Genomic DNA, 18,121 nt, shown 5'->3' on the forward strand with positions numbered 1-18,121 from the left:
GCGGAGCTCCAGCATGCCTGCACAGAATATGAGGCTTTCAAGCCTTATACACAAGGGTCAAGGGGACGGCGCCGCGTTAAATCGATGTAATATCGGGTCGATTCGTATTGTTCTGTCAATGGTCGGAAGGGGTTAAAGCTCGCGCAGTACCGGGGCTGCCTTCTGGCCGAGGATGCGCCACGTACCGATCAGTCCGATACCAACAGTCAGCACCAGCGCGATGATGAGGGTGGAGAAGGCGACGTCAGGCATGAAGGTCGAGGGCAGGCGCATGATGCGGCTGACGATGTACCAGGCGGAGGCCGAGCCGGCGATCAAGGCGAAGATCGCCGTCGCCACACCGAGGATCAGATATTCGTAGCTGAAGGCTCGGATCAGCATGGCCCGAGTCGCGCCGAGCGTCTTGAGGATGACGGCATCATGAGTGCGGGCGCGATTGCCGGCCGCAAGCGCACCGGCAAGCACCAGCACGGAGGCTATGAGCGCGACGGATGCGGCCGCGCGGATGGCGGTGGCGAGCTGGCCGACAAGTGTGTTGACGACGTCGAGTGCGTCTTTGACGCGAACGCTGGTGATGGTGGGATAGGCGTTGGTGACCTTCCGCAGGATCGCCGCTTCCTGCTCCGAGGTGGCTGAAGTATCGGTCAGGGTTGCGAGCCAGGCGTGCGGCGCTCCCTTGAAGGTGTTGGGCGAGAAGATCATCACGAAGTTGATCGACAGGGACTGCCATTGCACCTTGCGGAAGCTGGCGATCTTGGCGGTGATGTTGCGGCCGAGGACGTTGACGGTGACCTTGTCGCCGAGCTTCAGGCCAAGCGCCTTGCCTTCCTCGCCGGAGAAGGAGACCAGCGGTTCGCCGCTATAATCCTTGTCCCACCATTGCCCTTCGGTGAGCGCGGCATTTTCGGGCAGGGTTTCGGCATAGGTGATGCCGCGGTCGCCGCGCAGCACCCATTGGCCAGCAGCCGGCACCTTCATCTTGGTGACATCCTCGCCGTTGAAGGCGACGATGCGTCCGCGCAGCATCGGCGCTTCGACGAGCTTGCCCTTGGGATCCTCGTTGAGGACGATCTTGCGGAAGCCCTCCAGTTCCGGTCCCTGGATGTCGACGAAGAAGAAGTTCGGCGCTTTTTCGCTCATGCGTCCGGTGAGTTCGTGGCGCATGTTGCCGTCGATCAGCGTCAGGGTCACCAGCAGTGCGAGGCCAAGGCCGAGGGAGAGCACGACGGAGCCGGTCAATGCGCCGGGGCGGTGGATATTGCCGATCGCCAATCGCAGGGCCGGCGAGCGCACACGCGGACTGCGGCGGGCAAGCCAGGAGAGCCCGGCGGCAACCAGGCGCAGCACGACGAAGGCAGCGGCGATCGAGACGACGAAGACGATGGCGATGAAGCGGTCATAGGCAGTGAGGATTGCCAGGGCTGCGAGCGCCGCCATCAGGACGCCGGCAGCAAGCAGATAGGACCAGCCGGGCAGGCGGCGCGCCTCGAAGCCTTGTTCGCGGAAAAGGGCCGTCGCCGGCACTTCGCGGGCATGGCCGAGCGGTGGAATGGCAAAGGCAAGCGTCGTCAGCAGGCCGAAGACGGCAGCCAGCATCAGCGGGCCGGGGTAAAGGCGCGGCACTGTCGATATGGGCAGAAATTCCGCCATGAACTGCGAGGCTATCACCGGGGCAATAGCGCCGAGCACAAGGCCGATGGCAACGCCGGCGAGCGCAATGATCGCGATCTGGATGAGATAGATCAACACCACGACGAAAGCGGGCGCGCCCAGGCATTTGAAGGTGGCGATGGTGGTGCGTTTGGAATCGAGGAATGCACGCACGGCATTGGCGACGCCGACGCCGCCGACGATGAGAGCCGCCAGTCCCACCAATGTCAGGAACTGCGAGAAGCGGGTGATATTGTCGGCAAGCTCAGGTGCAGCCCGGCTGCTGGTGCGGATCGACCAGCCGGCCTGCGGGAAGGCAGCGTTGGCGCGATCGCCGATATTGCGCAGGCCCGTCGCGGGGTCGTTCATGCGGATCCTGTAGGCCTGCTCGACAAGGCTGCCTGTCGTGATCAGGCCCGAGGCGGCCAATGCGTCGCGGCTGGTCAGCAGACGCGGCGCGAAGCCGAAACCTTCCGAGACGGCGTCCGGCTCATTGGCGATGGTGCCGGTGATGCGCAGCCTGGTATTGCCCAGCAGCAGATCGCTGCCGACCTTGAGGTTCAGTCGTTCGAGCAGCAGCGGCGCGACGACGGCGCCATAGGCACCATCCTTGGTGGCGAGCAGGGTCGATAGCGGCTGATCGGGATCGGCCTGGAAGGTACCGTAGAGCGGATAGGCGTCATCAACCGCCTTGACCTCAACCAGCGCCTGATCGGAGCCATCGGGCAGGCGGGACATGGAACGCAAGTTGGTAGAGCGGGAGAGCTTGCCGAGGCCCTGCAGATAGGCCAGTTCCTCCGGTGTCGCCTCGCGATTGCGCAGCTCGAAACGAACGTCGCCGGCCAGCAGCGACTGGCCTTGCGTCGAGATGGCGTCGGTGATTGAGCGCGATACGGAATTGACGGCGGCTATCGCGCCGGTGCCAAGCGCTATGCAGGCGAGGAAGATGTAGAAGCCGCCAAGGCCGCCGCGCAGCTCGCGCAGGGCAAGGCGGAAGGCGAGAGGCAGACGCATTCCCGCCGCACCCGTCATGCTATCGCCGCCTGATGGACGCGTGTGCGGGCGCTGTCATTCTCGATCTCGCCAGAGCGTACGCGGATCTGGCGCGAGCAGCGGGCGGCGAGCGCCGGGTCGTGCGTGACGAGCAGCATGGTGGTGCCGCGCTCGGCTTGCTGGGCGAAAAGCAGGTCGGCGATCTGCCGTCCGGTATCGGTATCGAGATTGCCTGTCGGTTCATCGGCGATCAGCACGGCAGGCGACGGCGCAAGGGCGCGGGCAATCGCCACGCGCTGCTGCTCACCGCCGGAAAGCTGGCCGGGATAGTGATTGAGCCGCTCGCCCAGCCCCACCGCCTCCAGTTCCCGCCGGGCGATATCGAAGGCGTCCCTGTTGTTGGCAAGTTCCAGCGGCACTGCGACATTTTCCAGCGCCGTCATATTGGCAATGAGATGGAAGGACTGGAAGACAATGCCGATATTGCGGCCGCGGAAATCGGCGATGCGGTCTTCGCTGAGGCTGTGCAAAGGCGTGTCACGGATCACAAGTTCGCCGCTGTCGAGCTTTTCGAGGCCAGCCAGCACCATGAGCAAGGTCGACTTGCCGGAACCAGAGGGGCCGACGATACCGACGGCCTCACCTTCCATGATTGTAAGGTCGATGCCCTTCAGCACATGGACTGATGCGGCGGCATTGCCGAGCGTCAAATCCGCCTTCTTCAGCTCGATGATGGTTTTTGCCAATGCGAACGCCCTATATATCAGAGAACATCAAAGATAATGGCGGGCGCGATTTGGCCCGAGCAGCGAATTTAGGGAATGGATCATGAGATTTAAAGTTGCTGCGTTTCAATTCGCTGTCATCACTTTCGGTCTTTTGTTTGGCGCCGTGAGTGCGGCTGAGGCGCGAACCATCCAACTCGTCGGGTTCGGCGATAGCCTGATGGCCGGCTATCAGCTGCCGCCGGGCAATGGCTTTCCGGCCAAGCTCGAGGCGGCGCTGAAAGCAAAGGGGTTGGATGTGGCTGTCGCCGATGCAGGCGTTTCCGGCGATACGACATCCGGCGGGCTTTCCCGCATAGACTGGTCCGTGCCCGACGGCACCGACGGTGTGGTTCTGGAGCTTGGCGCAAATGACGCTCTGCGCGGCATTCCGCCGGAACAGACGGAAAAGAACCTGGAGACGATGATCGAAAGGTTGAGGGAGCGGAAGATCCCGGTCTTCCTCGCCGGCATGCTGGCGCCGCCGAACATGGGGCCGGATTATGCCGAGAAATTCAACCCGATCTACAAGCGTCTGGCAGACAAATACCAGGTCACGCTCTATCCGTTCTTCCTAGACGGCGTGGCTGCGCAGGCTGATCTTCAGCTCGACGACGGCATGCATCCGAACCCCAAGGGTGTCGATGTCATGGTCGAGCGTATCTTACCGGCCGTTATCAAGTTTGTAGGGATGATTGACGCAGGTGCGAAATAGATGCTTGCACCGACTGCAAATGCGTGATTCCCTGCTTATACCTGCAAGAGATTCGGGGAGTGCTCGTGATGCCGAGACTTTTTACCGCCCTCGAAATTCCGCGCAACGCGGCCATGAGCCTTTCGTTGTTGCGCGGTGGTCTCCCCGGAGCCAGGTGGATCGACGTTGAAAATTATCACATCACCCTGCGCTTCATCGGCGACGTTGATGGCCGCACGGCTGATGAGATCGTCGACCGTCTGGACCGGATAGATCGTCCTGAATTCCAGCTTCGGCTGGAGGGCATAGGTTCCTTCGGTTCCAAGAAACCGCACTCGGTCTGGGCCGGCGTCTCGCCGACACCGGACATGCATGCGCTGCAAGGCGAGATCGAGCGCATCTGCCAGCGCATCGGCCTGCAGCCCGACCCCCGCAAGTTCACGCCGCATGTCACGCTCGCCAGGCTGAAATCCTCGCGTGTCGACGATGTCGTGCACTACCTCTCCGGCCGCGGCAATTTCTACACCCAGCCGTTCACGGTGGGGCGCTTCGTGCTTCTGTCCTCGCGCGAATCGGTCGGTGGCGGTCCCTATCTCACCGAGGAGATCTTCCCGCTTCACGAAGCGCGGAGTGCTTTCCCAAGTTTGGGCAACAGCGCGCTGCAGCCAGCCAAGAGCATGGTGTAAACGGCTTCGAAATCTTCCCGGCCGCCATAATAGGGGTCGGGAATATCCTTGTTGCTGCCGAGCGCGAAGGCGTTGAAGAGGTGCAGCCTGCTGAGAGCATCGGCAGGTGCCGTCTTGCGCAAGTTCTTCAAATTGTCTTGATCCATTGCCAGGATCAGATCGAACCGGCCGAAATCCGATGGCTCAACGCGGCGGGCTCGCTGACCGGAAATATCGACCCCATGGCTGGCGGCCACGGCGATCGATCTGCGATCCGGCTTCTCGCCCTGATGCCAGCCGCCGGTGCCGGCTGAAGCGATCTCGAATTCGGCGGAGCGACCGGCCTCGGTCACCAGATGCCTGAAAATGCCTTCGGCGAGGGGTGACCGGCAGATGTTGCCGGCGCAGACGAAAAGAACCCTGTGACGATCCATGCTATCGTTCAATCGCTAGAGAGGAGTGATCTTGCCATGAAATACGAGAAGCTGGAGCCGGCTGCAATCGATCAAATCCTGGAGGAGCTCGGTGGCTGGACACTTGCGGCCGACCGACTGTCGATTTCCAAGATGTTCAAATTCCGCAATTTCGTCGAGGCCTTCGGCTTCATGACCGAGGCGGCACTCGCGGCGGAGAAATTCAATCACCATCCGGAATGGTTCAACGTCTATTCCCGCGTTGATGTGAAGCTGACCACTCACGATGTCGGCGGCCTGACCGATCATGACGTCAAGCTGGCAAGGGCGATGGAGAAGGCGGCCGCCCGGCGCGTTGATTGAATCGTCCCGGATGATCACCATATGTTGACGCGGCCCGGAAAAAGCGGGTGCGAATAGAGGTAAACGGAATGGATGACATCAAGTACGGGGAAATCCTGATGCCTGGTGACGAAGAGACCCAGAAAAAGCAGGAGAAATCGGTGCGCAGCAAGTTTTGGCCGACCTTGCGCAAGGCGGCTCGCCATATCCCGTTTTCGCGCGACGTCGTTGCTGCCTTTTATTGCGCGCTTGATCCGCAGACGCCGACCCGTGTTCGCGGCATCCTGCTGGCCGCACTCGGCTATTTCGTCATGCCGTTCGATATTATCCCCGATTTTTTCGCCGTTATCGGCTTTACCGACGATATTGCGGTGCTGACGCTGGCCCTCAGCATGATCCGGGGCCATATCCGACAGGAGCATTATGATGCGGCGGACAGGGCGCTTGAGAATGAGCCGGAAGCGATGAAAACGGCTTGACGCCCGCTCAACCGGGCCTGTTCTGAATCCTTTCGGGTTTCCAGACCTTTATGGCAGACCCTGATTTTAGCGATGTCAAATTCTTGCCTGAATCTTTCTGTCTTAAATCGATCCCGTAGGATGGTACTTCATCATCCGGGTTTTCCAACTCCTTCTGATGCGTTCAAACTCTGCGTGATGCTTGGATTGAAATGGCACGGAGCTGAGGGCGGTCAGCGCTCCGTTGACGGTTTGGTAACCTGAATAAAGTCAAAATAGGGCAGCTCACGAGCATAGGCGTGCGTATATCGATTCGCCATGAGCTCTGGACCGCAAGAAATCGGCAGGAAACCATGTTTGTAAAAAGCTTCGCAATCGCTCTCTCGCTCGTTCTCGCCGGCACCGGCATCGCGTCCGCGCAGACCAAGAAGCAGACGCAGGCAGCGGCAGCGGCGGCGCCAGCGGCTCCGTCGCGCATCCAGCAATTCGATGCCTGGGGCGCTTACTCCTACCAGTCGGCGGCGGGCAAGGTCTGCTACGTTCTCTCGGTGCCGACCGCCAAGACGCCAGCGTCGGGTATCGACCATGGCGATAACTTCTTCATCGTGTCGCAGCGCCCGGGCCAGAACATCTCCTACGAACCGCAGGCGATGATGGGCTATCCTCTCAAGGAGAATTCCAAGGTTGACGTGCTCATCGACAACAAGACCTTCGTGATGTTCACCAAGGACAAGGCCGCCTGGGTCGAGAATGCCGCGCAGGAGCCTGCGCTGGTGGCGGCTCTGAAATCCGGCCATTCGCTGAAAGTGACGGCGACGTCGAAAAAGGGCACCGCGACGTCCTATACCTATTCGCTGAAGGGCGTTACCGCTGCCTTGAAGCAGATCGAGAACTGCAAGTAAGATCGAAGGCCAAGGGATCACGTCAATGTGATCGTCCTGCCGCCGCGACCGTAATGACGAGGCCGGCCAGTATGCCGGCCTTTTGCTTTTAAGGGCCAGGCTTTGCTTTTGAGGGAAAGGGATGACGCGGGCGGAAATTAATGCTAAAGGCCGCGCCAACAGCAGGTGTGCGGCAGACAGTTGGTCCCGCCACCGCATGAATCTTCAGATTTCCGTGCCTTGCCCGCATCCGCAGCTTTCGTCAGCTTTTGCGGCATCGCCGATGTGAACCGTTGGAATGATCCTATGTCCGCCACCGATGTCATGACACCCTCCAAGTTGAAGCCGATGCCCTTGTCGCAGCCTGTGGAGCTTTCGCCCAAGCCTTCGCTCATTGGCTTGACCCGTGAGGAAATGGGGGCAGTGCTCAAGGAAAAGGGCGTTGCCGACAAGCAGATCAAGATGCGCGTCAGCCAGCTCTGGAATTGGATCTATGTGCGCGGCGTCTCCGATTTCGATGCCATGGTGAATGTCTCGAAGGACATGCGCGAAATGCTGAAAACGCATTTCACCATCGCGCGTCCCGAGATCGTCGAAGAACAGGTCTCCAACGACGGCACCCGCAAATGGCTGCTGCGCTTCCCACCGCGCGGCGCCGGCCGTCCCGTCGAGATCGAAGCCGTCTATATTCCGGAAGAGGGCCGCGGAACGCTTTGCATTTCCAGCCAGGTCGGCTGTTCTCTCACCTGTTCCTTTTGTCATACCGGCACGCAGCGTCTGGTGCGCAACCTGACGGCGGAAGAAATCCTGTCGCAGCTGCTTCTGGCGCGCGACCGCCTCGGCGATTTTCCGGATCGTGAAGCGCCGCAGGGCACGATCATGCCGGCGGAAGGACGCAAGGTCAGCAATATTGTCATGATGGGCATGGGCGAGCCGCTCTACAATTTCGACAGCGTCAAGACGGCGCTGCTGATTGCCTCCGATGGCGATGGCCTGTCGCTTTCGAAGCGACGCATCACGCTTTCGACCTCGGGCGTCGTGCCTGAGATCTACCGCACCGGCGAGGAGATCGGCGTCATGCTGGCGATCTCGCTGCATGCGGTACGCGACGACCTGCGCGACATGCTGGTGCCGATCAACAAGAAGTATCCGCTGAAGGAGCTGATGGACGCCTGTCGCGCCTATCCCGGCCTTTCGAACGCGCGGCGCATCACCTTCGAATATGTGATGCTGAAGGGCGTCAACGACAGCCTCGAGGATGCCAAGGGGCTGATCCAGCTCCTGAAGGGCGTTCCGGCCAAGATCAACCTCATCCCCTTCAACCCCTGGCCCGGCACCAACTATCAGTGCTCGGACTGGGAGCATATCGAGAAGTTCGCCGATTTCATCAATTCGGCCGGCTATGCCTCGCCGATCCGCACACCGCGCGGGCGCGACATTCTCGCCGCCTGCGGCCAGCTGAAGTCGGAATCGGAGCGCATGCGCAAGACCGAGCGCCTGGCTTTCGAAGCGATGATGATCGCCAATCACGGCGAGGATTGAGCCTGATGCTCGTTGCATTGCGCAAGCCGATACGGCTCCTGTGGGGCTATATTGCCGCTTGCGCATTGATGGGCTTCGTGCTGGCCTGCGTTGCCGCATGGACGGTGCCCGATGCGGCGACCCCGGAGCTTTTCGCCCTGACAATCGCGCTCACCAAACTGGTGATGATCGTCAGCATCCTGCCATCCCTCGTGGTTATCCCGCTTCTGGAGTGGCGCGGTATCCGCCGCTGGTACGGCTATGCCGTCTATGGCGCCCTGTTGTCGGCGGTGGCCTCCGTGCTGATTTCGGGTAGCGTCGAGCGGCCGCATACCCTCAATCTGATCACGATCGTTGTCTGCTTCGCCTTCCTGGGCGCCGCCAGCGGCATCGTCTATTGGTGGATCGCCGGCCGGTTTGCCGGACGCCGCCCCGTTGTCAGCGGGCCTGAGTGAAGAAGATCTTCACCGCAAAGATCGAGAAGACGCCGGCAAAGGCGTAATCAAGGCCGCGCATGACGCCGCGGTTTCTCTGCAGCCAGGACGACAGGCCATCGGCGGCGAGCACCACGAGCGTGTTCACCGGCATTCCGATGACGATGAAGAAGAAGCCCAGAAACAGCAGCTTGTGCGTGACCGTGGGATCACCAGCCGTGACGAACTGCGGCAGGAAGGTCATGAAGAAGATGATGACCTTGGGGTTCAGCAGATTGACCCAGAAACCATTCGAAATATTGGCAAGCGCCGTGCCGCTGGTGGCGTCGACCTTCTTGACCGACAGGCTGGAGCCGAAGCGGATCGCCTGGATCGCCAGCCAGAGGAGATAGGCAGCGCCACCCGTCTTCAACACGGTGAATGCGACAGGCGAGGCTGTGATCAGCGCGGAAATGCCGAAAGCCACCAGGCAGGTGTGAACGACGACGCCAAGCGTGGTGCCGAGCACGACGAAGAGCGCCGCCTTCTTGCCCTGCGCCAGCGCACGGCTGATCGACAGCGTCATGTCAGGGCCAGGCGTCATCGCCAGCAACAGGCTTGCCGCCGAAAAGGCAAGAAGGGTCGGCAGGCTGGGTATGAAATCCATGAGATGCTCCGAAAGCCGGATAGAGCGGTTCGGTTTTTCAGGGAAGCTCTGAACCGCTCTATCTCTTTATTTTCTCGCAATTCCGGACGGAAAACCGCTGCGCACTTTTCCTGGAATTGCTCTAGGGGGATGCGTGTTTCTATCCGGCTTTCGGGGGATTGCAAATCAATCCTTCTTGTCGAGGAATGCCTTGAATTGATCGGCATAGTCGGGGTGCCAGCGCGACAGCGGCGGGCGGTTCTCGACGATATCGCCGGCGGCCCACAGCACGCGGCGCTCGTCGACCGGACGCGCCACGTCATTGTCGGGGCAGAGGATGTAGAAGTCGCCGCGCTCCAGGCTCTCCACCATGAAATCGACCGTCTGCTCCGGCGTCCAGGCCGCGGCCGGCTTTTCCTTGCGCTCGCCCTTGGTAAGACCGGTGAAGACGAAGCCGGGAATGAGGAGATGGGCCGATATCTTCGCGCCCGCCGTGTTGCGCAGCTCGTGCTGCAGCGCCTCGGTGAAGACCTTCACGCCGGCCTTGGATACATTGTAGGCGGGATTGCCCGGAGGGGTGGTGATGCCCTGCTTCGAGCCGGTGTTGATGATCAACCCGGCCTCGCCGTGTGCCAGCATGCCAGGCCCGAAGGTTCGCGTGCCGTTGACGACGCCGAGCAGGTTGACGCCGAGGATGGCATCCCAGCCGCTTTGCGCGCTGAAGATCGAAGTCTCCGGGCCGATGCCGGCATTGTTCATCAGCACATGGACCCGGCCGAAACGCTGCAGGACGGCGCGTTCCAGCGCTTCCAGCGAGTCCTTGCTGGCAACATCGGTCTCGATGGCCATGACATGCTCTTCGCCCGTGATCGTCTTGAGCTCGGCGCTTGCTTGCGCCAGCCGGTCGCCACCGAGATCGGCGATGACGACGCTCATCCCCCGTGAAGCGAAATATTTGGCGGCGGCAAGGCCGATGCCGGACGCGCCGCCGGTGATGACGGCAACATTGGATTTCTTGAAAATGGCTTGAATATCAGTCACGAGCGGCGCCCTCCTCAGGCATTGTTCGGTCGTCGCCGAATATGGTGCTTTCCGGGAGCGAGTCAAACCGGTGTCGAAGGTGCACGAAGTGCCGTGCCGCACTTCCCCTTGCGCCTCGCGATAATCTCGCTAAAAGTTCCGCGACACAGGGTTTGCGGGCCTTTCCCTCGGTTCGCCTTGAAACGGAAATCACCATGGCATCACATAAAGACGTGAAGAAAGTCGTTCTCGCCTATTCCGGCGGGCTCGATACCTCGATTATCCTGAAGTGGCTGCAGACGGAGCTGGGCGCCGAAGTCGTCACCTTCACCGCCGATCTCGGCCAAGGCGAAGAGCTCGAGCCGGCACGCAAGAAGGCCGAATTGCTCGGCATCAAGGAAATCTATATCGAGGACGTGCGCGAGGAATTCGTGCGCGATTTCGTCTTCCCGATGTTTCGTGCCAATGCCGTCTATGAAGGCGTTTATCTGCTCGGCACCTCCATTGCCCGTCCGCTGATCTCCAAGCATCTGATCGAAATCGCCAGGAAGACCGGCGCCGATGCGATTGCGCATGGCGCGACCGGCAAGGGTAACGACCAGGTTCGCTTCGAACTGTCGGCCTATGCGCTGAACCCGGACATCAAGATCATCGCTCCGTGGCGCGACTGGACGTTCAAGAGCCGCACAGACCTGCTCGAATTTGCCGAGAAGCACCAGATCCCGGTTGCCAAGGACAAGAAGGGCGAAGCGCCGTTCTCCGTCGACGCCAACCTGCTGCACTCCTCGTCCGAGGGCAAGGTTCTGGAAGATCCGTCGCAGGAAGCTCCGGAATACGTACACATGCGCACGATTTCGCCGGAGGCGGCTCCCGACAAGGCCACGGTCATCAAGGTCGGTTTCGAAAAGGGCGATGCCGTTTCGATCAACGGCAAGCGCCTGAGCCCGGCCACGCTGCTGGCAAAGCTGAATGATTACGGCCGTGACAACGGCATCGGTCGCCTCGATCTCGTCGAGAACCGTTTTGTCGGCATGAAGTCGCGCGGTGTTTATGAAACGCCCGGCGGCACGATCCTGCTTGCAGCCCATCGCGCCATCGAATCCATCACGCTCGACCGCGGTGCCGCGCACCTCAAGGACGAGCTGATGCCGCGCTATGCCGAGCTCATCTATTACGGCTTCTGGTTCTCGCCGGAACGCGAGATGCTGCAGGCCTTGATCGACAAGAGCCAGGAACATGTCGAAGGCGAAGTGACGCTGAAGCTCTACAAGGGCAACGTCATGACCATCGGCCGCGAAAGCCCGAAGTCGCTGTACTCCGACAAGCTGGTCACCTTCGAAGACGACCAGGGTGCCTACGACCAGAAGGATGCGGCCGGCTTCATCAAGCTCAACGCTCTGCGCCTGCGCACGCTCGCCAAGCGCAATCTGTCGAAGTAACCGGCATCAAAACGCAAAATAACCCGCTTCCGGTTATCGGAGGCGGGTTTTCTTTTTGGCATGACGGCGCGGCTGGGATTAATCCACCGGCCTTAGTTCGCGTTCGATCTCGGCGGGCAATTCCACCTTCTGGAGATTGCTGCGAAACGAGCACAGCGCGTCGTGCAGTTGCGTCTGCAGTCCCTGGTCGAAGCCCTGCGTCGCATTGCGCTCGACTTCGCAGATTTCGCGATCGATCTGCTTCAGCTTGGCGTCTGCCGCTTCCGACAGCACGATCCGCTTGGCGCGGCGATCGAGCGGGTCAGGTTGGCGTTCGATCAGGCCTCTCGCCTGCAACTTGTCCAGAAATGCGCTGACCGTCATCGGCTCCAGTCCCATCCGGGAGGCGATGTCCAATTGGCGACTGCCATTGATGGCGGCCACCTGCATCAGCGTCCGTGCTTCGCCCGCCGTCAGTCCGAGACCTGCGACGAGAATACGTCTCTCGAAGGCCGTCCTGATCAATCGGGCGCAATCGCTCACAAGAAAGGCGAGCGAATCCGTATTAATCCTGCTGGTCATAAGCGTTTCCCTACCTACGCTTTTCAGTTCAAGGGCCCCACTACGTTCTTATTGGTTTAAACCCGTGAACACAACGCCTTCTTCGGCCATAAAACAGAGGATGGCTTGACCGGAATCGGCAGATTGCTACTTTTGCGCCCATCATCAGTAGGAATACCCATCATGACGCAATCCCTTGTTGTCGGCGCCTTTCTGGCGGCGCTGTTCTATGTGCTCATTCCCGGCCCTGCCTTCCTGGCGCTGCTCGGCATCGGTGCAGGACAGGGACGCAAGGCGGGTGCATTTTTCGTCAGCGGCCATCTGCTCGGCGATCTCGTCTGGTCTTCATTGGCACTCGTCGCCATCGTCGGCGCCAAGACCGTCGGCACGTTCGTCTTCGATCTTCTGGGATTGCTGTGCGGCTTTTATCTCGCCTGGATCGGCTGGAATGCCGTCACGGCCAAGCCGACAGGAGATGGCAAATCGCTTGTCAATGTCGACCGACCCTTCCGTCGCGGCCTCATCTTCGGCGTCACCAATCCCAAGGGGTATCCGGTTGCGCTGGCAACGTTCACCGCATTGGTGGCCGGCTCCGCAGGTGCGCTCACCTTCAGCGCGCTGCCGCTGCTGCTCGCCGTTTCCTTTGCCGGTTTCGTGACCGCTGATCTCATTCTGATCAGCGTCATCGGTGCGGGCGCCGTGCGGCGGTTCTATCGTAAGCATGAGCGGCTGATCGTGCGCTGCTCCGGCGTGCTGTTCATGGGCTTTGCGGCACAGGCGCTCTGGCACGCGACGCCGGGCCTGCTCGGCTGGCGCAGGGCCTGATCTCTTCAATGAATTTGTTTGGCTCGCCATACCAATTTGGCGGCGCGGGCCTTATATCGTGCTTCGATCAGATGTCAGTCGAAAGGATGCCCTGCATGTCTTCAAACGCCGCCGTCAATCCCGCGCTCGTCGAATGGACCGGACATCAGGGGCTACCGCGCTTCGACGCCGTGAAGGACACGGATTTCGCGCCTGCCTTCGACGCCGCCTTTGCATCGCATGAGGCGGAGATCGACGCCATTGCCAATAACGGTGAAGCACCTGGTTTCGCCAATACGGTGACGGCGCTCGAGATCGCCGGCGATGCGCTGTCGCGCATATCGGCGTTGTTCTGGAACAAGGCCGGTGCCCACACCAACGAAACGATCCAGGCGCTGGAGCGCGAGATCGCGCCGAAGGTGTCCCGGCATTATTCGAAGATCGGCACGAATGCAGCGCTCTTTGCCCGCCTCGATGCCCTTTGGGAAAAGCGGGACGAGCTCGGCCTGAGCCTGGAAGAGACCCGCGTGCTGGAACGGCACTGGAAGGGTTTCGTAAAATCGGGTGCCAAGCTGCCGAAAGCTGAACAGGACCGTCTTTCCGCGATCAACGAGAAGCTTGCCGGTCTTGGTGCGCAGTTCGGCCAGAACGTGCTTGCCGATGAAAAGGGCTGGGTGCTTCTGCTCTCCGAGGAGGCCGATCTTGCCGGGCTTCCCGACTATCTGCGCGACGCGATGGCCGCCGCAGCACGCGAACGCGGCGAAGAGGGCAAATATGCCGTCACGCTGTCGCGCTCGATCATCGAGCCATTCCTGACGTCGTCGGAACGCCGGGATCTGCGCGAGCAGGCCTTCAACGCCTGGGTGGCGCGCGGCGCCAATGGCGGCAAGACCGACAATCGCGAGATCATCCGCGAGACATTGGCGCTGAGGGCCGAGAAGGCCAAGCTGCTCAGCTATGCCAATTTCGCCGCGCTGAAGCTCGACAACACCATGGCAAAGACGCCGGGTGCGGTGAACGAACTTCTCATGACCGTATGGTCGAAAGCAGTGGCACGTGCCGGGGAAGAGGAAAAGGATATTGCCGGGCTGATCGCCGAAGAAGGCCGCAATCACGAGGTCATGCCCTGGGACTGGCGGCACTATGCCGAGAAGATCCGCACGCAGAAGTTCGATTTCTCGGAGACCGAACTCAAGCCTTATTTGCAACTCGAAAAGATCATTGCCGCCTGCTTCGATGTCGCCGGTCGCCTGTTCGGCATTCATGCCGTCGAGCAGAAGGGCGTGCCTGCCTATCATCCCGACGTGCGCGTCTTCGAGATCCGCGACCGTTCCGACAAGCTCGTCGCGCTGTTCCTCGGCGATTACTTTGCCCGCGGTTCCAAGCGCTCCGGCGCCTGGATGAGCTCGTTCCAATCGCAGCACAAGCTGTTGCTTGAGAATGGCAAGGTCGGCGAATTGCCGATCATCTACAATGTCTGCAATTTCGCCAAGCCGGCGGAAGGCAAGCCGGCGCTGCTGTCGCTCGACGATGCGCGCACGCTGTTCCATGAATTCGGCCATGCGCTGCACGGCATGCTGTCCAACGTCACTTATCCCTCGGTGTCGGGCACTGGCGTTTCCCGCGATTTCGTCGAACTGCCGTCGCAGCTTTACGAGCATTGGCTGACCGTGCCCGCCATCCTCAAGCAATATGCCGTTCACTACGAGACAGGCGCGCCGATACCGCAGGCGCTGCTGGACAAGGTATTGGCCGCCCGCACCTTCAATGCCGGCTTCAACACGGTGGAATTCACCTCTTCGGCTCTGGTCGACATGGCGTTCCATACCCGTGGCGCCGTTGAGGACCCGATGGCGGTTCAGGCGGAAGTGCTTGCCGAAATCGGCATGCCGAAGTCGATCGTCATGCGCCATGCAACGCCGCACTTCCAGCACGTCTTCGCTGGCGACGGCTATTCGGCCGGCTATTATTCCTACATGTGGTCGGAAGTGCTCGATGCCGATGCATTCGCCGCCTTCGAGGAAACTGGCGATGCTTTCAATGCCGATATGGCCGGAAAACTGAAAGCCAACATCTATTCCGTCGGCGGATCAATCGATCCGGAAGAGACCTACAAGGCGTTCCGCGGCAAGCTACCGAGCCCGGAGGCGATGCTGAAGAAGAAGGGGCTGGCGGCTTGATTTAGCCGCCTATGTAAGCGTCGGGATGGCGAGATTGCCCATGATCCAGGGCAATCGCCACCTGTTGCCGCATCCATTTATGCAAGCTTTGTTTGTCGATTTTCAGATGAAGGCGAGGCCTATTCCCGCCACACCCATCGAGACCACGACAATCCAGGGCGGGGCCTTCCAGGCGACGAGCAATACGAAGCCGACCAGCGCAGCTGCGAAATCATACGGCCGCAGGATTGCGCTCGTCCAGACCGGGTTATAGAGCGCGGCGGCGAGAATGCCGACGACTGCCGCGCTGGCACCGCGCATGGCGGCTTGTGCGAGCGGATAGCGGCGGACATCATCCCAGAATGGCAAGGTGCCGATCAATAGCAGCAGGCCAGGCAGGAAAATTGCAACAAGCGCAATTGCCGCTCCTGCCCAGCCGTGTGGTGCAGGTCCCGTCACTGCGCCGAGATAGGCCGTGAAACTGAACAACGGTCCCGGTACGGCCTGTGCGGCACCATATCCAGCCACGAACGCATCGGCACTGACCCAGCCAGTATTGACCACCTCTGCCTGCAGGAGGGGCAGTACAACATGCCCGCCTCCAAAAACGAGCGATCCGGAGCGATAGAATGCGCTAAACAACGCTACTCCTTGCGACCCGCTGAGGCTGGCGAGGATTGGCAAGAGGCCGAGCAGCCCAAAAAAGCAGATCAGGCACAAAAGTCCGACACGTCTTGGAATGCGGAATGAGACGTGGTGCGCGGTGGACGCAAGCTCACTGCGGCAGAACAGCAATCCGGCGAAAGCACCTGTGGCGATTGCCGCGATCTGCCCCACCGCACTCGGAACAAAGACGATGATCAGGACTGCCGCCAGCGCAATGCTGGCTCGCTCCCTATCGGGCGTCAGGGTGCGCGCCATGCCCCAGACGGCTTGCGCGACCACGGCGACTGCGACGATCTTGAGGCCATGGAGCAAGCCAGCTCCCACCGGCCCGTCAAATGCGGTTGCCGCCATGGCAAAGGCAACCAGAAGGATCGCGGAGGGCAGCGTAAAGGCTGTCCAGGCGGCAAGCGCGCCGCCAATACCGCCGCGCAGGAGGCCAAGGGCAAACCCGACCTGACTTGAAGCCGGTCCCGGCAGAAACTGACAGAGAGCGACCAGATCCGCATAGCCTTCCTCGCTTGTCCATTTCCGGCGAATGATCAGCTCATCGCGGAAATATCCCAGGTGAGCGATCGGGCCACCAAACGAGGTGAGGCCAAGCTTGAGAAAGGCAAGGAAGACTTCGCCAGCGGTGCCTCGGGGCTGACCGATCGCGGCATCGGGGCTTGTTGCTGTTGACGGCTTCACCAATCAATTCCCCGGCTTTTTCAGGTCAGTTCCAAGGCTGTTATTCCCTAAGGAGCCTGCATTGTAAATTCTGCGCTGTGCGCGGGGCGGATAGCCTTCGCCGCGCCGATCAGGCTTTGCGCGAAAGCGCGGTCAACAGATCGGCCAATTGATCGGCCTCAGTGTCGTCCAGTCTATCGCCCAGGTGGCGTTGGAGCGCGGCGGCATAGACGGTCCAGATGCGGGTTCGCATCGCATTCCCCGCCTCGGTGATAATCACCCAGCGACCTCTGCCGTCCTCGGAAAAGATCTCGCGGTGAACGAGGCCGGCTTTCTCCATCCGGTCGAGGAGGCGGGACAGGTTATGTTGGGCAAGGAGCGTGCGTTCTTCGATCTCATAGGGTCGCAGCTTGCCGTCCGCAGCCCGCGCCAGCTCCAGCAGCACGTCATACCAGCCAAGCGGAGGCAGGTCGGCGGCCTTCAAATCCTGCTCGATGGCCGCAAGCGTGATTTGCTGAGCGCGCATGAGGCGCACCCATGCCCGCGTTATGGCGGCGGAGGGCTTTGCGGGGGCTGCATCTGAACAATCGGACATGGATGCAATTACATCTATATTGACCAAACTGGCAAGTGCGCATATAGATGCAATTACATCTACTATGAATGAACACTCCGGAGATTCGATCATGTCCGATGCAAAATTGACCCTCGTCAGCCACTATCTTTGCCCCTACGTCCAGCGGGCGGCGATCACGCTTGCCGAAAAGGCTGTGCCGTTCGAGATCCGCTATGTCGATCTGGCGGCAAAGCCCGACTGGTTTCTGGCCATCTCGCCGCTCGGCAAGGTACCGCTCCTGATCGTCCAGCTGGGCGGTGGATCAGAAACGGTATTGTTCGAAAGCGCCGTAATCTGTGAGTATCTGGAGGAAACCCAACCCGGCGTCAGGCTACATCCCGCCGATCCGTTGGCGCGTGCCCGTCATCGCGGCTGGATGGAGTTCGGCTCTTCCATCCTTTCGGATCTGTGGGGGCTCGAGACCGCCAGGGATGAAGGAACGTATGAGGCCAAGCGCAAGGCGCTGATCGACAAGTTCGGCCGTGTCGAGGCTCAATTGAACGACGGGCCGTTTTTCGCGGGCAAGGCTTTTAGCCTGGTCGATGCGGTCTTCGCGCCGATCTTCCGTTATTTTGACGTGTTCGATACGATAAGGCCGACCGGCGTCCTCGATAGGCTGCCCCACGTCATGGCGTGGCGCACCGAATTGGCTTTGCGGCAAAGCGTGCGAGATGCAGTAGTCAACGACTATCCGGATCGCCTCAAGGCTTTCCTGGTGGCCCATGATCCCTGGCTGCTGAAATGCGCCGCCTGACGGATCAGCAGAAAGCC

19 protein-coding genes are annotated in these 18,121 nt (G+C 60.7%); 11 read left to right on the plus strand and 8 right to left on the minus strand.

What is annotated here, in order from left to right:
• Nucleotides 1–132: 132 nt before the first annotated feature.
• Nucleotides 133–2,682: an ABC transporter permease gene (locus A6U86_RS07950; RefSeq protein ID WP_068388743.1), complete on the minus strand. Its 2,550-nt coding sequence runs from the start codon at nucleotides 2,680–2,682 to the stop codon at nucleotides 133–135.
• A complete protein-coding gene (locus A6U86_RS07955) occupies nucleotides 2,679–3,389 on the minus strand; it encodes an ABC transporter ATP-binding protein (protein ID WP_068388745.1) in 711 nt (236 codons plus the stop codon). Before A6U86_RS07955 ends, A6U86_RS07950 begins: the two co-directional genes overlap by 4 nt.
• Nucleotides 3,390–3,471: 82 nt before the next feature.
• Here A6U86_RS07955 and A6U86_RS07960 point away from each other — a divergent pair, with 82 nt between their 5' ends.
• The gene (locus tag A6U86_RS07960) at nucleotides 3,472–4,122 is read left to right on the plus strand and encodes an arylesterase (RefSeq protein ID WP_068388748.1); all 651 of its coding nucleotides are present in this window, start codon (nucleotides 3,472–3,474) and stop codon (nucleotides 4,120–4,122) included.
• Nucleotides 4,123–4,190: 68 nt separating this feature from the next.
• On the plus strand, nucleotides 4,191–4,787 hold the full coding sequence (gene thpR / locus A6U86_RS07965; RefSeq protein WP_068388751.1) for an RNA 2',3'-cyclic phosphodiesterase: 597 nt from the start codon (nucleotides 4,191–4,193) through the stop codon (nucleotides 4,785–4,787).
• Here the strand turns inward: thpR and A6U86_RS07970 are convergent.
• Nucleotides 4,718–5,200 carry a low molecular weight protein-tyrosine-phosphatase gene (locus tag A6U86_RS07970; protein WP_068388752.1) on the minus strand — a complete coding sequence of 161 codons (483 nt, stop codon included), beginning with the start codon at nucleotides 5,198–5,200 and terminating at the stop codon, nucleotides 4,718–4,720. The two genes, thpR and A6U86_RS07970, sit on opposite strands and share 70 nt — an antisense overlap.
• A 36-nt stretch (nucleotides 5,201–5,236) precedes the next feature.
• Here A6U86_RS07970 and A6U86_RS07975 point away from each other — a divergent pair, with 36 nt between their 5' ends.
• The 5 genes from A6U86_RS07975 to A6U86_RS07995 all read left to right on the plus strand — a co-directional run bounded on the left by A6U86_RS07975 (nucleotide 5,237) and on the right by A6U86_RS07995 (nucleotide 8,836).
• Entirely contained in the window at nucleotides 5,237–5,542 is a 306-nt protein-coding gene (locus tag A6U86_RS07975; RefSeq protein WP_068388755.1) for a 4a-hydroxytetrahydrobiopterin dehydratase, read from the plus strand.
• Between the two features lie 68 nt (nucleotides 5,543–5,610).
• Nucleotides 5,611–6,000: a YkvA family protein gene (locus A6U86_RS07980; protein ID WP_068388759.1), complete on the plus strand. Its 390-nt coding sequence runs from the start codon at nucleotides 5,611–5,613 to the stop codon at nucleotides 5,998–6,000.
• Nucleotides 6,001–6,332: 332 nt separating this feature from the next.
• On the plus strand, nucleotides 6,333–6,881 hold the full coding sequence (locus A6U86_RS07985; RefSeq protein ID WP_068388763.1) for an invasion associated locus B family protein: 549 nt from the start codon (nucleotides 6,333–6,335) through the stop codon (nucleotides 6,879–6,881).
• Between the two features lie 285 nt (nucleotides 6,882–7,166).
• Entirely contained in the window at nucleotides 7,167–8,402 is a 1,236-nt protein-coding gene (gene rlmN / locus A6U86_RS07990; protein ID WP_068389186.1) for a 23S rRNA (adenine(2503)-C(2))-methyltransferase RlmN, read from the plus strand.
• 5 nt (nucleotides 8,403–8,407) lie between these two features.
• Complete coding sequence (locus tag A6U86_RS07995; protein ID WP_068389191.1) at nucleotides 8,408–8,836, plus strand: hypothetical protein; 429 nt, start codon at nucleotides 8,408–8,410, stop codon at nucleotides 8,834–8,836.
• Here A6U86_RS07995 and A6U86_RS08000 read toward each other — a convergent pair.
• Both A6U86_RS08000 and A6U86_RS08005 read right to left on the minus strand, forming a co-directional pair.
• Nucleotides 8,820–9,461 (minus strand): LysE family translocator, encoded by a 642-nt coding sequence (locus tag A6U86_RS08000; protein ID WP_068388766.1) that lies wholly within the window; start codon nucleotides 9,459–9,461, stop codon nucleotides 8,820–8,822. The genes A6U86_RS07995 and A6U86_RS08000 overlap by 17 nt on opposite strands.
• A 165-nt stretch (nucleotides 9,462–9,626) precedes the next feature.
• Complete coding sequence (locus A6U86_RS08005; protein WP_068388769.1) at nucleotides 9,627–10,481, minus strand: SDR family NAD(P)-dependent oxidoreductase; 855 nt, start codon at nucleotides 10,479–10,481, stop codon at nucleotides 9,627–9,629.
• A gap of 194 nt (nucleotides 10,482–10,675) precedes the next feature.
• On the opposite strand from A6U86_RS08005, the gene A6U86_RS08010 reads away from it, so the two are divergent.
• Nucleotides 10,676–11,899: an argininosuccinate synthase gene (locus tag A6U86_RS08010; protein ID WP_068388772.1), complete on the plus strand. Its 1,224-nt coding sequence runs from the start codon at nucleotides 10,676–10,678 to the stop codon at nucleotides 11,897–11,899.
• A gap of 78 nt (nucleotides 11,900–11,977) precedes the next feature.
• Here A6U86_RS08010 and A6U86_RS08015 read toward each other — a convergent pair whose 3' ends face one another.
• The gene (locus A6U86_RS08015; protein ID WP_068388775.1) at nucleotides 11,978–12,460 is read right to left on the minus strand and encodes a MarR family winged helix-turn-helix transcriptional regulator; all 483 of its coding nucleotides are present in this window, start codon (nucleotides 12,458–12,460) and stop codon (nucleotides 11,978–11,980) included.
• Between the two features lie 162 nt (nucleotides 12,461–12,622).
• On the opposite strand from A6U86_RS08015, the gene A6U86_RS08020 reads away from it, so the two are divergent.
• Nucleotides 12,623–13,264 (plus strand): LysE family translocator, encoded by a 642-nt coding sequence (locus tag A6U86_RS08020; protein WP_068388778.1) that lies wholly within the window; start codon nucleotides 12,623–12,625, stop codon nucleotides 13,262–13,264.
• A gap of 95 nt (nucleotides 13,265–13,359) precedes the next feature.
• Entirely contained in the window at nucleotides 13,360–15,423 is a 2,064-nt protein-coding gene (locus A6U86_RS08025; RefSeq protein WP_068389194.1) for a M3 family metallopeptidase, read from the plus strand.
• Nucleotides 15,424–15,525: 102 nt separating this feature from the next.
• Here A6U86_RS08025 and chrA read toward each other — a convergent pair whose 3' ends face one another.
• Together chrA and A6U86_RS08035 are read right to left on the minus strand one after the other, a co-directional pair.
• Nucleotides 15,526–16,755, minus strand: coding sequence for a chromate efflux transporter (gene chrA, locus A6U86_RS08030; RefSeq protein ID WP_068389196.1), 1,230 nt, complete (start codon nucleotides 16,753–16,755; stop codon nucleotides 15,526–15,528).
• A 109-nt stretch (nucleotides 16,756–16,864) separates the two neighbouring features.
• Nucleotides 16,865–17,329 (minus strand): MarR family winged helix-turn-helix transcriptional regulator, encoded by a 465-nt coding sequence (locus A6U86_RS08035; protein WP_068388781.1) that lies wholly within the window; start codon nucleotides 17,327–17,329, stop codon nucleotides 16,865–16,867.
• A 91-nt stretch (nucleotides 17,330–17,420) separates the two neighbouring features.
• On the opposite strand from A6U86_RS08035, the gene A6U86_RS08040 reads away from it, so the two are divergent.
• The gene (locus A6U86_RS08040; RefSeq protein ID WP_068389198.1) at nucleotides 17,421–18,104 is read left to right on the plus strand and encodes a glutathione S-transferase family protein; all 684 of its coding nucleotides are present in this window, start codon (nucleotides 17,421–17,423) and stop codon (nucleotides 18,102–18,104) included.
• Nucleotides 18,105–18,121: the final 17 nt, after the last annotated feature.

The sequence above is a fragment of the Rhizobium sp. AC27/96 genome (assembly GCF_001692325.1).
Taxonomy (GTDB): domain Bacteria; phylum Pseudomonadota; class Alphaproteobacteria; order Rhizobiales; family Rhizobiaceae; genus Rhizobium.

Excerpts from the sequence above, each read along its gene's own strand:
- A6U86_RS07950 (WP_068388743.1), bottom strand. The coding sequence starts at position 2,682 with ATGACGGGTGCGGCGGGAATGCGTCTGCCTCTCGCCTTCCGCCTTGCC.
- A6U86_RS07960 (WP_068388748.1), top strand. The coding sequence starts at position 3,472 with ATGAGATTTAAAGTTGCTGCGTTTCAATTCGCTGTCATCACTTTCGGT.
- thpR (WP_068388751.1), top strand. The coding sequence starts at position 4,191 with ATGCCGAGACTTTTTACCGCCCTCGAAATTCCGCGCAACGCGGCCATG.
- A6U86_RS07970 (WP_068388752.1), bottom strand. The coding sequence starts at position 5,200 with ATGGATCGTCACAGGGTTCTTTTCGTCTGCGCCGGCAACATCTGCCGG.
- A6U86_RS07975 (WP_068388755.1), top strand. The coding sequence starts at position 5,237 with ATGAAATACGAGAAGCTGGAGCCGGCTGCAATCGATCAAATCCTGGAG.
- A6U86_RS07980 (WP_068388759.1), top strand. The coding sequence starts at position 5,611 with ATGGATGACATCAAGTACGGGGAAATCCTGATGCCTGGTGACGAAGAG.
- A6U86_RS07985 (WP_068388763.1), top strand. The coding sequence starts at position 6,333 with ATGTTTGTAAAAAGCTTCGCAATCGCTCTCTCGCTCGTTCTCGCCGGC.
- rlmN (WP_068389186.1), top strand. The coding sequence starts at position 7,167 with ATGTCCGCCACCGATGTCATGACACCCTCCAAGTTGAAGCCGATGCCC.
- A6U86_RS07995 (WP_068389191.1), top strand. The coding sequence starts at position 8,408 with ATGCTCGTTGCATTGCGCAAGCCGATACGGCTCCTGTGGGGCTATATT.
- A6U86_RS08000 (WP_068388766.1), bottom strand. The coding sequence starts at position 9,461 with ATGGATTTCATACCCAGCCTGCCGACCCTTCTTGCCTTTTCGGCGGCA.
- A6U86_RS08010 (WP_068388772.1), top strand. The coding sequence starts at position 10,676 with ATGGCATCACATAAAGACGTGAAGAAAGTCGTTCTCGCCTATTCCGGC.
- A6U86_RS08015 (WP_068388775.1), bottom strand. The coding sequence starts at position 12,460 with ATGACCAGCAGGATTAATACGGATTCGCTCGCCTTTCTTGTGAGCGAT.
- A6U86_RS08020 (WP_068388778.1), top strand. The coding sequence starts at position 12,623 with ATGACGCAATCCCTTGTTGTCGGCGCCTTTCTGGCGGCGCTGTTCTAT.
- A6U86_RS08025 (WP_068389194.1), top strand. The coding sequence starts at position 13,360 with ATGTCTTCAAACGCCGCCGTCAATCCCGCGCTCGTCGAATGGACCGGA.
- A6U86_RS08035 (WP_068388781.1), bottom strand. The coding sequence starts at position 17,329 with ATGTCCGATTGTTCAGATGCAGCCCCCGCAAAGCCCTCCGCCGCCATA.
- A6U86_RS08040 (WP_068389198.1), top strand. The coding sequence starts at position 17,421 with ATGTCCGATGCAAAATTGACCCTCGTCAGCCACTATCTTTGCCCCTAC.